Source organism: Pseudomonas shirazensis, assembly GCF_050496565.1.
In the GTDB taxonomy this organism is placed as follows: Bacteria; Pseudomonadota; Gammaproteobacteria; order Pseudomonadales; family Pseudomonadaceae; genus Aquipseudomonas; species Aquipseudomonas shirazensis_A.
The window spans coordinates 161,501-176,545 of sequence record NZ_JBNWAE010000010.1 but is presented as its reverse complement, the minus strand read 5'-3'; the positions used below and the strand labels follow the sequence as shown (position 1 = coordinate 176,545).

Genomic DNA, 15,045 nt, shown 5'->3' with positions numbered 1-15,045 from the left:
GAGAAATGATTCCCGCTGCTGACCAGACAATAGCCGAGCAGCCCTGGCGCTGATCAAGCCGTATCACCTGCGGTGCTTGCAGGATTAATCGGTGCTATACGCCAGACATCCCAGCGAGGGCCTGCGGGCACGACGGCACTCCAGCCAAGCGAGGAACTCAGCTACCTTTTCGGCTCAGCCTGCAACAGGTAAACAGGAGCTAAATCGGAGGGGGTCTGCCACCATGAATAACGAAAAAGGTCTGAGCCCCTTGACGCTCATAGCGATTTTCGCTGGCATCGTCGAGGCATCGGCCCTCGCTTCGTTGCCGTTCCTGAGCGAAAACAGCCAGTTGATCTACACATGGTTTCTGGTTGGCTTTCCATTTTTTCTTACGGTGCTGTTCTTTCTGACCCTGAACTTCAATCATCAGACCCTTTACCTGCCCGCTGCACATGAATCGACCGAGAAGCAGCCCGCGGACGCACTCCAGCAAAGCCACGGGCAGCCCTCTGCGGCCATCGCATTCTCTGGGCCAGGCGCTGCCGATCTGATCGAACAGCACATCCACCGGACGCTGGCCGATCCCCAGCCTGGTGCGCGTAGCCTGACGCTGTACAACCTGGATTCGCACAAACAGATCTATCTGGCGGTCGAGCCACTCACCGCTATCCCTCAGTCATTGCTGTTCGAGAGCGGCGGGCAAAAAAAACCCCGGCGCTAGGCCGGGGTTGATCACGCCATCTGGCAGTCGATCAGAGCAGCGAACGACCTTTGTTTGCGGCGATCCGCATACGCAGTGCGTTGAGCTTGATGAAGCCAGCAGCGTCGGCCTGATTGTAGGCGCCGCCATCTTCCTCGAAGGTTGCAATGTTGGCATCGAACAACGAGTCGTCGGATTTGCGGCCGACCACGGTGACGTTGCCCTTGTACAGTTTCAAGCGCACTACGCCGTTCACGTTGACCTGCGAGGCGTCGATCATCTGCTGCAGCATGATCCGCTCCGGGCTCCACCAGTAGCCGGTGTAGATCAGGCTGGCGTACTTGGGCATCAGCTCGTCTTTCAGGTGAGCCACTTCACGGTCGAGGGTGATCGACTCGATGGCGCGGTGAGCGCGCAGCATGATGGTGCCGCCAGGGGTCTCGTAGCAGCCACGCGACTTCATGCCGACGTAACGATTTTCGACGATGTCCAGACGGCCGATGCCGTTGGCGCCGCCGATGCGGTTGAGGTCGGCCAGCACGGTAGCTGGCGACTTGTCGACACCGTCGATGGCAACGATGTCGCCGTTGCGGAAGGTCAGCTCGAGGTAGGTCGCCTGGTCAGGGGCGTTCTCCGGGGAGACGCTCCACTTCCACATGTCTTCTTCGTGCTCGGTCCAGGTGTCTTCCAGCACGCCGCCTTCATAGGAGATGTGCAGCAGGTTGGCGTCCATCGAGTACGGCGACTTCTTCTTGCCGTGGCGCTCGATCGGGATGCCGTGCTTCTCGGCGTAGTCCATCAGCTTCTCGCGGGACAGCAGGTCCCACTCGCGCCATGGCGCGATGACCTTGACGCCTGGCTTGAGCGCGTAGGCGCCGAGTTCGAAGCGAACCTGGTCGTTGCCCTTGCCGGTCGCACCGTGGGAAATGGCGTCAGCGCCAGTTTCGTTGGCGATCTCGATCAGACGTTTGGCGATCAGCGGACGCGCGATGGAAGTACCCAGCAGGTACTCGCCTTCGTAGACGGTGTTGGCGCGGAACATCGGGAACACGAAGTCACGCACGAATTCTTCGCGCAGGTCATCGATGTAGATTTCTTTCACGCCCATTGCCTGAGCCTTGGCGCGGGCCGGTTCGACCTCTTCGCCCTGGCCGAGGTCAGCGGTGAAGGTCACCACTTCGCAGTTGTAGGTGTCCTGCAGCCACTTGAGAATCACCGAAGTATCAAGGCCGCCGGAATACGCCAGTACGACCTTATTTACGTCCGCCATGCCATCACTCCACGGGGTTTTACGGAAAGCCGTCGATTCTACCGGCCTCGTGGGCAAATTTACAGTGGGGCGACAGCTTCTGACGACAAAGCGACAAGAACTTTCGATACAGCGACCAACGGTCACATATCCTATGGCTTACAGTTGCTTGGCTGCAGGCGCAGGGGCAACAGCAGCGCCAGCTGCGGACGGCTCGGCCGCTTTTTCCACCGGTTTGACCACAGGCGTGACGCGATCCAGTTCGATGTTGACGCGACGGTTACGCGCCCGATTGGCCGCGCTGTTGTTCTTCGCCAGCGGGTAGCGCTCGCCATGGAAGCGCACGATGATCTGCGTCTCAGGCACACCATGCGCGACCAGATACTCGGCAACCGCCAGCGCCCGGCGCCGCGAGTCCTCGCGATTGGCCAGACGATTGCCGCCGTTGTCGGAGTGACCGTTGAGTTCGATGTGATTGACCGTCGGGTCGGCCTTCAGGTAATCGAGAATCACGTCCAGCCGAGCCCGGCCATTGCTGTCCAGTTCGACCCCACGGGGGAAAGCGACCTGGGTCTGGCGAATCTGGTCGTAGTTCATCGGCAACAGCTTGCTCGCGCACAGCTGATAGTCGTTGAACGCTTTGGCAAAGCTGACGGGCAGCACGCGCACTTCCATTGCTCGACCACCCTCGCCGGCATGGTTGCGCACGACCGTGCTGCGCCCATCCATCAGGCCGTTGATCAAACGACTGGCCTGGCCTTGCGAGGAGGTGAACAACACCCCAGTGCGGGCCAGGCGTACGGCACCGAGACTGACATCACTGCGCCCCGGCTGCCATGGCGCAGCGGCGGCGAGCAAGGTGGCAGAGCCGGCGCCGAGCAGGTTGGTGTCCGAGCGCAGACGGAAGGTTGGCTGCTCGCCTGCGCGACGCACGAACTCGCCACTGCCAAAGCCGTCTATCGGCTGGACCAGGCGGCATTCGAACTGATCGCCTTCGACCGTCCAGGCGATGTTCTCCATCCGGGTCTGGAAGGTCAATGCGCCTGCCGGCAGGCTGGCAAACAAGGTGAACAGGGCTAGGTAACGCTGGCGCACGGGCGGCTCCACAAATTCTGACGGCTTACCTGCAGGCTATCGGTCGCGTGCCGGAAAACTTGATAGCCGTGCTCGACCAAGGGTTTTCCGGTAGCATTCGCACTTGAGTTCGACCCGCCTGGAATCCCCAATGTCCGACCGCCTGACCCTCCTGCGTCCCGATGACTGGCATATCCATCTGCGCGATGGTGCTGTCCTGCCCCACACTGTTGGCGACGTAGCGCGTACCTTCGCCCGCGCCATTGTCATGCCCAACACCGTTCCGCCGGTGCGCGATGCCGCTGAAGCGGGTGCCTACCGCGAGCGGATCCTTGCCGCGCGCCCGGCTGGCAGCCGCTTCGAGCCGCTGATGGTGCTGTACCTTACCGACCGTACCAGTGCCGATGACATCCGCGCGGCCAAGGCCAGTGGTTTTGTCTATGCCGCCAAGCTGTACCCGGCTGGCGCCACGACCAACTCCGATTCCGGCGTGACCAGCATCGACAAGATCTTCCCGGCCATCGAAGCCCTTGCCGAAACCGGCATGCCGCTGCTGGTGCACGGTGAAGTGACGCATGCCGATGTCGATGTATTCGACCGCGAAAAACGCTTTATCGACGAGCACATGCGCCGTCTGGTCGAGCGTTTCCCGACGCTCAAGGTGGTGTTCGAACACATCACTACGGCCGATGCCGCGCAGTTCGTCAGTGAAGCGCCGGCCAATGTCGGTGCGACCATCACTGCTCAGCACTTGCTGTACAACCGCAACCACATGCTGGTCGGCGGTATTCGCCCGCACTTCTATTGCCTGCCGATCCTCAAGCGCAACACCCACCAGGTGGCCCTGCTGGACGCGGCCACCAGCGGCAATCGCAAGTTCTTCCTTGGCACCGACTCGGCGCCCCACGCCCAGCACGCCAAGGAAGCCGCCTGTGGCTGCGCCGGTTGCTACACCGCGTATGCGGCGATCGAGATGTACGCCGAAGCGTTCGAACAGCGCAACGCGCTGGACAAGCTGGAAGGTTTTGCCAGCCTGCATGGCCCAGCGTTCTACGGCCTGCCAGCAAACACCGACCGGATTACTCTGGTCCGTGAAGAATGGACTGCGCCAAGCAGCCTGCCGTTTGGCGACAACCTTGTGATTCCGCTGCGCGCCGGTGAAAAACTGCGCTGGCGCCTGCTGGAGGAAAACGCGTGAGCGAAGATCTGTACGAAGACGACCAGGAAGTTTCCAGCGGCGGCCCACGCCACCCGATGGCCGAGCGCTTCCGCGGTTACCTGCCGGTTGTCATCGATGTCGAGACCGGCGGCTTCAACAGCGCCACCGATGCCTTGCTGGAGATCGCCGCGGTCACCATCGGCATGGACGAGAAGGGCTTCCTGTTTCCTGAGCACACGCACTTCTTCCGCGTCGAGCCGTTTGAAGGCGCCAACATCGAAGCGGCGGCACTGGAGTTCACCGGGATCAAGCTCGACCACCCGCTGCGCATGGCAGTGAGCGAAGAGAGCGCGTTGACTGAGATCTTCCGCAGCGTTCGCAAGTCGCTCAAGTCCAACGGCTGCAAACGGGCGATTCTGGTCGGCCACAACAGCAGCTTTGACCTGGGCTTCCTCAACGCTGCGGTTGCGCGCAATGACCTCAAGCGCAATCCGTTCCACCCGTTCTCCAGCTTCGACACTGCCACCCTGGCCGGCCTCGCCTACGGGCAGACCGTACTGGCGCGAGCGTGCCAGAGCGCCGACATCGATTTCGACGGCCGTGAGGCGCATTCGGCGCGTTATGACACCGAGAAGACTGCCGAGCTGTTCTGCGGCATCGTCAACCGCTGGAAGGATCTGGGCGGCTGGCGGGATTGATTGCAGCCTGTAGGAGCGGCCTTGTGTCGCGAAAGGGCTGCAGAGCAGCCCCAGCAATCTTGCAGTGAGCATCAAATCTTGGGGCCGCTGCGCGACCCTTTCGCGACACAAGGCCGCTCCTACAGAGGGCGCGGTGTTTGTGAGGCGCGCAGCGGGCACAAAAAAACCGGCCACTTGGGCCGGTTTTTTTATGCGTGGCTATTACAGCTTGCCAGCATTCTCGCTCAGGTAGGCAGCAACGCCTTCTGGCGAAGCGTTCATGCCCTTGTCGCCTTTTTTCCAGTTGGCAGGGCAGACTTCGCCGTGCTCTTCGTGGAATTGCAGAGCGTCAACCAGACGCAGCAGCTCGTCCATGTTACGGCCCAGTGGCAGGTCGTTGATGATCTGCGAGCGAACAACGCCGTTCAGGTCGATCAGGAAGGCGCCACGGAAGGCTACGCCGCCTTCGGACTCAACGTCGTAGGCCTTGCAGATTTCGTGGGTGATGTCAGCCGCCAGGGTGTACTTGACCTGGCCGATGCCGCCGTTGTTGACCGGGGTGTTACGCCAGGCATTGTGAGTGAAGTGCGAATCGATCGACACGCCGATCACTTCGACGTTGCGCGCAGCGAAGTCCGGGATGCGGTTGTCCAGCGCGATCAGCTCGGACGGGCAGACGAAGGTGAAGTCCAGCGGGTAGAAGAATACCAGGCCGTACTTGCCCTTGATCGCCGAAGCGAGGTTGAAGCTGTCGACGATTTCGCCGTTGCCCAGCACAGCTGGAACGGTGAAGTCGGGGGCTTGTTTACCAACGAGTACGCTCATCGTTATCTCCTGATGAAGGTGAAAAAACGTTGCCCGGCGGCAAACCCGCCAAGCTTCCAGCAAAGGCTGACCATCATACACAGGTTAAGGTGACAGGCCGAATCCAACCGCCGGTCGCCCTTGCACATTTAGTTTCAGAAACCGCTTTGACAAGCATTCTCATTACTATTACTCTCCAACGCATCGACTCAACGACGATGGTCAGCCTCTATGTATGTGTGTCTTTGTGTCGGCGTCACCGACGGGCAGATTCGCGATGCGATCTACGAGGGATGCTGTAGCTACAAGGAAGTCCGGGCGGCCACCAACGTGGCGAGCCAATGCGGCAAGTGCGCGTGCCTTGCCAAGCAGGTGGTGCGTGAGACGTTGACCGGCCTTCAGGTCAGCCAGCAGCCCGCCCTGCCCTATCCCGTCGAATTTAATGCAGTCTGATTTCCCCCGTATTTCGAAGAACCGGACCTCGTGTCCGGTTTTTTTATGCCGTTAATTCAATAAGTTAGCGTGCCAACGCGGTTCACAAACATTCTTATTCCGATTAAATTTCATTTATTATTCAATAACTTAGGTTTGACACTAGAAGTTGTCCGGCTCAAACTTCGTGCATTGACACACTCAACACGGCAGGAATACGGACATGAAAGGCGACGTCAGCGTCATCCAGCATCTCAACAAGATCCTCGGGAACGAGCTGGTCGCTATCAACCAGTACTTCCTGCACGCGCGTATGTATGAAGACTGGGGCCTCAACGCCCTGGGCAAGCGCGAGTACAAAGAGTCCATCGAGGCGATGAAGGACGCAGACAAGCTGATCAAGCGCATCCTCTTCCTCGAAGGCCTGCCTAACGTGCAGGACTTGGGCAAGCTGCTGATCGGCGAGCACTCCAAAGAGATGCTCGAGTGCGACCTGAAGATCGAGCAAAGCGGCCTGATCGATCTCAAGGCAGCTATTGCGCACTGCGAAACTTCTGGCGACTTCGGCTCGCGGGAGATGCTCGAAGACATCCTTGAATCCAAGGAAGAGCACATTGACTGGCTGGAAACTCAGCTGAGCCTGATCGACAAGATCAGCATCGAGAACTACCTGCAGTCGCAGATGGGCGAAGAGTAATTCTCAGCCCATACGAAAAAGCCCCGCCAAGAGCGGGGCTTTTTCATGCCTGGGCAAGCAGCGTTGGCTGCTTGCCCAGCAAGGTCAATCAGGCTTCGGAAGCCTTGGCAGCATTGGCAGCCGCTTCCTTGACCAGCTTTTGCAGCTCACCGTTCTCGAACATCTCGATCATGATGTCGCTACCGCCGACCAGTTCACCGGCAACCCACAGCTGTGGGAAGGTCGGCCAGTTGGCGTACTTGGGCAGGTTGGCGCGGATTTCCGGGTTCTGCAGGATGTCGACATAGGCGAATTTCTCGCCACAGCCCATAACAGCTTGGGCCGCCTTGGACGAGAAGCCGCACTGAGGCGCGTTCGGCGAGCCTTTCATGTAAAGCAGAATGGTGTTGTTGGCAATCTGCTCTTTGATTGTTTCGATGATATCCATGAAGCACCTCGTCTGAACTTTCCGACTCGATGGTCGGCACGGTCAGCCATTGTATCGGAAAGCCCCGCCGTGGGTCGACCTGCACGCGGTCGGATCAGCAGACCGCGCTCAAACGGCCGCGACCCGCACCGGCACACCATTCAATGCGGCATTTCCCGACACAGCGTCACGCTGCAGTTCGTCGGTAAGATCATTGGCACTGACCCCGGGCTGCTCAGCGGCAATCTGCAATTGCGCGCCGGGGCGGCGATGGCCGAAGCCATGGGGCAGGCTGACAACGCCGGGCATGAGCTCACTGCTGGCCTGCACTTCCACCTCGACCACACCCGTGCGCGATTGAATGCTCACGCGCTGGCCATCACTCAACTGACGCTGCTGCATATCATCGGGATGCATCAACAAGTGATGGCGCGGCTTGCCTTTTACCAGGCGATGAAAGTTATGCATCCACGAGTTGTTGCTGCGCACGTGCCGGCGACCGATCAACAGCAGCTCGTCTGGGGCTGCCGGGGCTTGCCTGGCAAGGCGCTGCAAATCTTCGAGCAGTTGCGCCGGCGCCGCCTCGACCGCTTTGCTGGACGTCGCCAGACGTGCTGCCAGGTTGGCGCGTAGCGGGCCCAGGTCGAGGCCGTGGGGATGCTGATCCAAGGCGTCCAGTGACAGCGCCCACGGCGACGCTTGACCATAGCGGCCGTGGCGCAACGCCAGGTCGATCATCTGCGCCGGGGGCATGGTCGGTTTCAGCTCCAACTGCGCGCGCCGGGCAAACGCCTTGGCCAGGCCGACGAAGATCTCCCAGTTATGCAGTGCACCGGCAGGTTTGGCCAGCACGGGCCGATTGAAACGGGTGACATTGCGCACTGCCAGCAGGTTGAAGGTAGTGTCGTAGTGGTCGTTTTCCAGTGCCGTGGTCGACGGCAAAATCAGGTCAGCGTGACGCGTGGTTTCATTCAGATACAGGTCGATGCTGAGCATGAACTCAAGGCCGCCCAGGGCATGGTCCAGTTGGCGGCCATTGGGCGTCGACAGTACCGGATTACCCGCTACGGTGATCAGCGCCCGCACCTGGTCAGCACCGGGCACGAGCATCTCCTCGGCCAAGGCAGCCACAGGTAGCTCGCCGGCGTACTCCGGCAAGCCAGAGACGCGACTTTGCCAGACATTGAAATGGCCGCCTGAGGTCGTAGCGACCACATCCACCGCAGGCTCGGTGCACAACGCCCCTCCGACCCGATCAAGATTGCCGGTCACCAGATTGATCAGCTGGATCAGCCAATGGCAAAGGCTGCCGAAGGCTTGGGTCGAGACTCCCATGCGGCCGTAACAGACTGCCCGTTCGGCTGCAGCGAAATCCCGCGCCAATTGCCGAATCTGCTCGGCAGGCACCCCGCACACTGCGCTCATGCGCTCGACCCCGAACGGGGCGATTGCCGCGCGGACCTGCTCCAGGCCGTTGACCGGCAGGTGCGAACCCTTGGCCAGATCCTCTGCAAACAGAGTATTGAGCAAACCACACAACAAGGCGGCGTCGGTGCCCGGGCGAATGAACAGGTGCTGATCGGCAATGGCCGCCGTTTCGCTGCGACGCGGATCGATCACCACCAGTTGCCCGCCGCGGGCGTGCAGTGCCTTGAGGCGCTTGTGCACGTCCGGCACGGTCATGATGCTGCCATTGGAGGCCAGCGGATTGCCGCCCAGAATCAGCATGAAGTCGGTGTGATCAATGTCCGGGATCGGCAGCAGCAGGCCGTGGCCATACATCAGATGGCTGGTCAGGTGCTGCGGCAGTTGGTCCACCGAGGTCGCCGAAAAGCGGTTGCGGGTCTTGAGCAGGCCAAGGAAGTAGTTGCTGTGGGTCATCAGCCCGTAGTTGTGCACGCTGGGGTTGCCCTGATACACCGCCACCGCGTTGCGCCCGTGCGCCTGCTGAATGCTCCAGAGTTTTTCTGCAGCCAGCTCGAATGCAGCTTCCCAGGCGATCGGCTGCCAGCGCTCGCCGACCCGTTGCAGCGGTTGCCGGAGGCGATCCGGATCGTCCTGTATATCCTCCAACGCGACAGCCTTGGGGCAGATGTGGCCGCGACTGAACGTATCGAGTGGATCGCCTTTGATCGACACGATGCGTGCAGGCGCACCGACAGGCTGATCGATCTCGATGTTCAGGCCACAGATGGCCTCGCACAGGTGGCACGCGCGATGATGCACAGTGGTGGCCATGGTCGTCTCGATCCGCTCAGGGGAGCGTCAACTATGGGCCGGGCGGTTAACGCTCGCCAGCGCACTTCGCCGGCTGAATCTTGCGCCATCAGGCACACGATTAACGACAGCGGGTTTGCCAAGCCCCTCACCCGCCGTGTAAAACCTCTGTAATGAATAAAAAACGGCGCCGGGCCAGTGGCTTAGGACATCCGTTGATACAGGCGCACGCGCAACCCCCTTGGTTTCACGCGACATTTAATTATAGTATTGCGCCTTTCCCTATTTCGTCCGCTCCGTGCGGCTTACGCCGCAGGTCTCTTCCGTTGTCAATTAAAGCCAACGCTGGCCTGCGAACCGTTGCAATTAAGGTAGTCAATCATGAGCGCTAGGCACTTTCTCTCCCTGATGGATTTCACTGCTGACGAATTGCTCGGCGTGATCCGTCGCGGCATCGAGCTGAAGGACCTGCGTAACCGCGGCGTGCTGTTCGAGCCACTGAAGAACCGGGTGCTGGGGATGATCTTCGAAAAAGCCTCGACCCGTACCCGCCTGTCGTTCGAAGCCGGCATGATCCAGCTTGGCGGCCAGGCGATCTTCCTGTCGCCACGTGACACTCAACTGGGGCGTGGTGAACCGATCGCCGACAGTGCCATCGTCATGTCGCGCATGCTCGATGCGGTGATGATCCGTACTCACCACCACAGCATCCTCACCGAATTTGCGGCCAACTCGCGGGTGCCGGTGATCAACGCTCTGTCCGATGAGTCGCACCCGTGCCAGCTGCTGGCCGACATGCAGACCTTCCTCGAACACCGTGGCTCGATCCAGGGCAAGACCGTGGCCTGGATCGGCGACGGCTACAACATGTGCAACTCCTACATCGAAGCCGCCCAGCAGTTCGACTTCCAGCTGCGCATCGCCTGCCCGGAAGGCTACGAGCCTGATCCACGCTTCCTTGCCCTGGCCGGTGAGCGGGTGCAGATCGTGCGCGATCCCAAGCAAGCGATTGCCGGCGCCCACCTGGTCACCACCGATGTCTGGACTTCCATGGGTCAGGAAGAGGAAACTGCGCGGCGCCTGGCGCATTTCGCACCGTATCAGGTCACCCGCGAACTGCTCGACCTGGCTGCACCCGACGCCTTGTTCATGCACTGCCTGCCCGCCCATCGTGGTGAGGAAATCAGCCTGGACCTGCTCGACGACCCACGTTCGGTCGCATGGGATCAAGCTGAAAACCGCCTGCATGCACAAAAGGCCCTTCTCGAATTTCTTGTCGAACCGGCTTACCACCACGCATGAGTCATCCGTTATTGCTCAACCTGCGCAACCTCGCCTGCGGCTATGGCGACCAGCGCATCGTCCAGAACCTCAATCTGCACCTCAACGCAGGCGACATCGGTTGCCTGCTCGGCTCGTCGGGTTGCGGCAAGACCACCACGCTGCGGGCGATTGCCGGCTTCGAGCCGGTGCACGACGGTGAAATCCAGCTCGCTGGCGAGGTTATCTCGCGGGCTGGTTTTACCCTGTCACCGGAAAAGCGCCGGATCGGCATGGTGTTCCAGGACTACGCGCTGTTCCCGCACCTGACCGTCGCGCAAAACATTGCCTTCGGCATCAGCAAGCACCCGCGTCAGGCCGCAGTGGTTGAAGAAATGCTCGAGCTGGTCAAGCTCGGCGGGCTTGGTGGGCGTTACCCGCACGAGCTGTCCGGTGGCCAGCAACAGCGCGTGGCCCTGGCCCGCGCACTGGCGCCGGAGCCGCAATTGCTGCTGCTCGACGAGCCGTTCTCCAACCTTGACGTGGAACTGCGCAGGCGCCTCAGCCATGAGGTGCGCGACATTCTCAAAAGCCGTGGCACCAGCGCCATCCTGGTCACTCACGATCAGGAAGAGGCGTTTGCCGTCAGCGATCATGTCGGCGTGTTCAAGGAAGGCCGGCTGGAGCAGTGGGATACCCCCTACAACCTGTATCACGAACCGCAGACGCCGTTCGTGGCCAGCTTCATCGGCCAGGGCTACTTCATTCGTGGCCAGATGAGCAGCCATGAAGCGGTTACCACCGAACTCGGTGAGCTGCAGGGCAATCGCGCCTATACCATGGCTGTTGGCAGTTCAGTGGACGTACTGCTGCGTCCGGACGACATTGTCCACGCGCCAGACAGTGCCCTGCGCGCAAGCGTGGTCGGCAAGAGCTTCCTCGGTGCCTCAACCTTGTATCGCCTGCAGTTGGCGACCGGCAGCCAGCTGGAAGCGATCTTCGCCAGCCACATCGATCATCAGGTCGGTCAGGACGTCGGCATTGTGGTAAAAGCCGATCACCTTGTGCTGTTCCCGGTGCCGGGCAGCGTCGCCACTCAGCACGCGCGCCAGGAAAACGGCGTTCGCCGCTACAGCTCGGCGAGCTGAGACATCATAACGGGTGACGGCAGCGTCACCCCGCTTGTCAGCCCCGGCCGATCTCGGCAAATTTCCCTTGGGTATGCTCGGCCAATACTGCAGCAGCCAATTCGACCTCAAGTCCGCGCCGGCCAGCACTGACGTGAATGGTTGCGAACTGTTGCGCGGATTGATCGATAAAGGTGCGCAGGCGCTTCTTCTGTCCCAGTGGGCTGATCCCGCCGACCAGATACCCCGTTGACCGCTGCGCCGCCGCCGGGTCAGCCATTTCACACTTCTTGACCCCCGCCGCGTGGGCCAGAGCCTTCAGGTCCAGCGTACCCACCACCGGCACTACGGCCACCAACAACTCGCCCTTTTCACTGCTGGCGAGCAGCGTCTTGAACACCTGTACAGGATCGATGCCGAGCTTTTCAGCGGCTTCCAGGCCATATGAGGCCGACTTCGGATCATGTTCGTAACTGTGCACGCGGTGTTCGGCGCGGGCTTTTTTCAGCAGGTCGAGAGCGGGGGTCATGCGGGGCTCCGAGCAGAGAAGTTCGGCGGCTACTTTAGGTGAAAAGCCGCGAGCCAGCCAGCTTGTCGGCAAATCGCCAGATGCTGTCGGAATAGTCAGAGACCTGGCTGCGAGTCAGATTGTGGCTGACCGTTCACTTTCGACCTTTGACATGAGCGTTTCTTGCCTATATTTTTTCGCTTCTGAATAAATGGTGCACTCTTAAAGTGCGCTTTCGCTTATCCGCCCGGGGTCAATGGGGATCGACTCTGGGCCTTGCTGTCGAGCGCTCCGCGCCTCACAACAACAAGAACCGAGGTCATACATGACGACTGCACTACGCGAACCCACCCTTCGGGGCCAATGCATGGCCGAGTTTTTCGGCACCGCGCTACTGATATTCTTCGGCACCGGCTGCGTCGCCGCGCTCAAGGTCGCCGGCGCCAGCTTCGGCCTGTGGGAAATCAGCATCATCTGGGGGGTCGGCGTGAGCATGGCGATCTATCTCACAGCCGGTGTATCCGGCGCCCACCTGAACCCTGCCGTGAGCATCGCCCTGAGCCTGTTCGCCGGTTTCGAAAAGCGCAAACTGCCGTTCTACATCCTCGCCCAGGTAGCTGGCGCCTTCTGTGCCGCCGCGCTTGTATACAGCCTGTACAGCACGCTGTTCTTCGATTACGAACAAGCCCACGCCATGGTCCGCGGTAGCCAGGCCAGCCTGGAGCTGGCCTCGGTATTCTCCACCTATGCGCACCCGGCCCTGTCGATCGGCCAGGCGTTTCTGGTTGAAATGATCATCACCGCGATCCTTATGGCGGTGATCATGGCCCTGACCGACGACAACAATGGCCTGCCACGCGGGGCCATGGCACCGCTGCTGATCGGCTTGCTGATCGCGGTGATTGGCAGCGCCATGGGCCCGCTGACCGGCTTTGCGATGAACCCTGCGCGGGATTTTGGTCCAAAGCTGATGACGTTCCTGGCAGGCTGGGGTGACATCGCCTTCACTGGCGGGCGTGACATCCCGTATTTCCTGATTCCGATATTCGCGCCCATTGTGGGTGCATGCCTGGGCGCCGCCGCCTACCGTGGCCTGATCGCCCGCAACTTGCCCACCGCGCAGGTTGCACTCGGGCAAGCAGACGATAATTCCCAGAGCGATGCGCGGGTCTCCTGACCGGAGAGCCGCTGCCGACAGCCAGGCATACCGCCTGGCCTCCCCCTATTTTGTGCAAGGCCACTGACATGACAGATACCCAGGACAAGAACTACATCATCGCCCTGGACCAGGGCACCACCAGTTCGCGAGCGATCATCTTCGACCGTGACGCCAACGTGGTGGGCACCTCCCAGCGCGAGTTCGTCCAGCATTATCCGCAGGCGGGCTGGGTCGAGCATGACCCGATGGAAATCTTCGCCACCCAGAGCGCGACCATGGTCGAGGCCCTGGCCCAGGCCAGCATCAGCCACGCCCAGGTCGCCGCCATCGGTATCACCAACCAGCGTGAAACCACGGTGGTGTGGGACAAGGAAAGCGGCCGCCCGGTGTACAACGCCATCGTCTGGCAGTGCCGCCGCAGTACCGAGATCTGCGCCCAACTCAAGCGCGACGGCCATGAAGACTACATCCGCGAAACCACCGGTCTGGTCACCGACCCGTACTTCTCCGGGACCAAGCTGAAATGGATCTTGGACAACGTCGAAGGTGTCCGCGAGCGCGCCGAGCGTGGTGAATTGCTGTTCGGCACCATCGATACCTGGCTGATCTGGAAATTCACCGGCGGCAAGGTACATGTCACCGACTACACCAACGCCTCGCGCACATTGATGTTCAACATCCACACGCTGCAGTGGGATGAAAAGATGCTCGAGCTGCTCGGCGTGCCACGCCAGATGCTGCCAGAGGTGCGCGGCTCCTCCGAGGTGTATGGCCAGACCAAGAGCGGTATCAATATCGCCGGTATCGCCGGCGACCAGCAATCGGCCCTGTTCGGCCAGATGTGCGTCGAGCCAGGCCAGGCCAAGAACACCTATGGCACCGGCTGCTTCCTGCTGATGAACACCGGTGACAAGGCCGTCAGCTCCTCCCACGGCCTGCTCACCACCATCGCTTGCGGCCCGCGCGGCGAAGTCGCCTACGCCCTGGAAGGCGCCGTGTTCAACGGCGGCTCGACCGTGCAGTGGCTGCGCGATGAACTGAAGATCGTCAACGATGCGCTCGACACCGAGTACTTCGCCAGCAAGGTCAAGGACAGCAACGGTGTCTATCTGGTGCCTGCCTTCACCGGGCTGGGCGCGCCCTACTGGGACCCGTACGCACGCGGCGCACTGTTTGGCCTGACCCGCGGGGTCAAGGTCGATCACATCATCCGCGCCGCACTGGAGTCGATCGCCTACCAGACCCGTGACGTCCTCGATGCCATGCAGCAGGACTGCGGCCAGCGCCTGAGCGAACTGCGCGTGGATGGCGGCGCGGTGGCCAACAACTTCCTCATGCAGTTCCAGGCCGACATCCTCGGCAGCTGTGTCGAGCGACCGAAGATGCGCGAAACCACCGCCCTCGGCGCTGCCTACCTGGCCGGGCTGGCCAGCGGCTTCTGGAGCAGCCTGGATGAGCTGCGCGACAAGGCGATCATCGAACGCGAGTTCAGCCCGCAGCTGGATGAAGCGCAGAAAGAGAAGCTCTATGCCGGCTGGCAGAAAGCGGTCGAGCGTACCCGTGACTGGGAAGACCACGACGCCTGATTGAAACT

The 15,045-nt window shown here is 61.0% G+C and carries 15 protein-coding genes; 9 read left to right on the top strand and 6 right to left on the bottom strand.

All coding sequences use genetic code 11. From position 1 onward, the window contains the following. The first annotated feature begins 223 nt into the window (after window positions 1-223). Complete coding sequence (locus ACQZ2L_RS16405) at window positions 224-703, top strand: hypothetical protein (protein ID WP_430326985.1); 480 nt, start codon at window positions 224-226, stop codon at window positions 701-703. Window positions 704-734: 31 nt separating this feature from the next. Here the strand turns inward: ACQZ2L_RS16405 and ACQZ2L_RS16400 are convergent, their stop codons facing one another. Both ACQZ2L_RS16400 and ACQZ2L_RS16395 read right to left on the bottom strand, forming a co-directional pair. Further along, window positions 735-1,952, bottom strand: coding sequence for an argininosuccinate synthase (locus tag ACQZ2L_RS16400; RefSeq protein WP_101321835.1), 1,218 nt, complete (start codon window positions 1,950-1,952; stop codon window positions 735-737). A 138-nt stretch (window positions 1,953-2,090) separates the two neighbouring features. Further along, window positions 2,091-3,026 (bottom strand): flagellar protein MotY, encoded by a 936-nt coding sequence (locus ACQZ2L_RS16395; protein WP_430326984.1) that lies wholly within the window; start codon window positions 3,024-3,026, stop codon window positions 2,091-2,093. A gap of 130 nt (window positions 3,027-3,156) precedes the next feature. On the opposite strand from ACQZ2L_RS16395, the gene pyrC reads away from it, so the two are divergent. Together pyrC and rnt are read left to right on the top strand one after the other, a co-directional pair. Beyond that, a complete protein-coding gene (pyrC, locus tag ACQZ2L_RS16390; RefSeq protein WP_430326983.1) occupies window positions 3,157-4,203 on the top strand; it encodes a dihydroorotase in 1,047 nt (348 codons plus the stop codon). A gap of 56 nt (window positions 4,204-4,259) precedes the next feature. Beyond that, the gene (rnt, locus tag ACQZ2L_RS16385) at window positions 4,260-4,862 is read left to right on the top strand and encodes a ribonuclease T (RefSeq protein ID WP_189691781.1); all 603 of its coding nucleotides are present in this window, start codon (window positions 4,260-4,262) and stop codon (window positions 4,860-4,862) included. A 201-nt stretch (window positions 4,863-5,063) separates the two neighbouring features. On the opposite strand, the gene ACQZ2L_RS16380 is transcribed toward rnt, so the two are convergent. Continuing rightward, window positions 5,064-5,666, bottom strand: coding sequence for a peroxiredoxin (locus ACQZ2L_RS16380; RefSeq protein ID WP_101321839.1), 603 nt, complete (start codon window positions 5,664-5,666; stop codon window positions 5,064-5,066). Window positions 5,667-5,876: 210 nt separating this feature from the next. Here ACQZ2L_RS16380 and ACQZ2L_RS16375 point away from each other — a divergent pair, with 210 nt between their 5' ends. Together ACQZ2L_RS16375 and bfr are read left to right on the top strand one after the other, a co-directional pair. Continuing rightward, a complete protein-coding gene (locus ACQZ2L_RS16375) occupies window positions 5,877-6,098 on the top strand; it encodes a bacterioferritin-associated ferredoxin (RefSeq protein ID WP_430326982.1) in 222 nt (73 codons plus the stop codon). 202 nt (window positions 6,099-6,300) lie between these two features. Further along, a complete protein-coding gene (bfr, locus tag ACQZ2L_RS16370; RefSeq protein ID WP_103438360.1) occupies window positions 6,301-6,774 on the top strand; it encodes a bacterioferritin in 474 nt (157 codons plus the stop codon). A gap of 88 nt (window positions 6,775-6,862) precedes the next feature. On the opposite strand, the gene grxD is transcribed toward bfr, so the two are convergent. Both grxD and ACQZ2L_RS16360 read right to left on the bottom strand, forming a co-directional pair. After that, complete coding sequence (gene grxD / locus ACQZ2L_RS16365; RefSeq protein ID WP_101321842.1) at window positions 6,863-7,201, bottom strand: Grx4 family monothiol glutaredoxin; 339 nt, start codon at window positions 7,199-7,201, stop codon at window positions 6,863-6,865. A gap of 108 nt (window positions 7,202-7,309) precedes the next feature. Then, complete coding sequence (locus ACQZ2L_RS16360; RefSeq protein WP_430326981.1) at window positions 7,310-9,418, bottom strand: molybdopterin oxidoreductase family protein; 2,109 nt, start codon at window positions 9,416-9,418, stop codon at window positions 7,310-7,312. Between the two features lie 360 nt (window positions 9,419-9,778). On the opposite strand from ACQZ2L_RS16360, the gene argF reads away from it, so the two are divergent. Together argF and ACQZ2L_RS16350 are read left to right on the top strand one after the other, a co-directional pair. Further along, on the top strand, window positions 9,779-10,699 hold the full coding sequence (argF, locus tag ACQZ2L_RS16355) for an ornithine carbamoyltransferase (protein ID WP_101321844.1): 921 nt from the start codon (window positions 9,779-9,781) through the stop codon (window positions 10,697-10,699). Beyond that, a complete protein-coding gene (locus tag ACQZ2L_RS16350; RefSeq protein ID WP_430326980.1) occupies window positions 10,696-11,805 on the top strand; it encodes an ABC transporter ATP-binding protein in 1,110 nt (369 codons plus the stop codon). Before argF ends, ACQZ2L_RS16350 begins: the two co-directional genes overlap by 4 nt. Window positions 11,806-11,842: 37 nt before the next feature. Here ACQZ2L_RS16350 and ybaK read toward each other — a convergent pair whose 3' ends face one another. Then, the gene (gene ybaK, locus ACQZ2L_RS16345) at window positions 11,843-12,313 is read right to left on the bottom strand and encodes a Cys-tRNA(Pro) deacylase (RefSeq protein ID WP_430326979.1); all 471 of its coding nucleotides are present in this window, start codon (window positions 12,311-12,313) and stop codon (window positions 11,843-11,845) included. A gap of 304 nt (window positions 12,314-12,617) precedes the next feature. Here ybaK and ACQZ2L_RS16340 point away from each other — a divergent pair, with 304 nt between their 5' ends. Further along, window positions 12,618-13,469 carry an MIP/aquaporin family protein gene (locus ACQZ2L_RS16340; protein WP_430326978.1) on the top strand — a complete coding sequence of 284 codons (852 nt, stop codon included), beginning with the start codon at window positions 12,618-12,620 and terminating at the stop codon, window positions 13,467-13,469. Window positions 13,470-13,537: 68 nt separating this feature from the next. Beyond that, window positions 13,538-15,037, top strand: coding sequence for a glycerol kinase GlpK (gene glpK, locus ACQZ2L_RS16335; RefSeq protein WP_430326977.1), 1,500 nt, complete (start codon window positions 13,538-13,540; stop codon window positions 15,035-15,037). Window positions 15,038-15,045 lie beyond the last annotated feature (8 nt).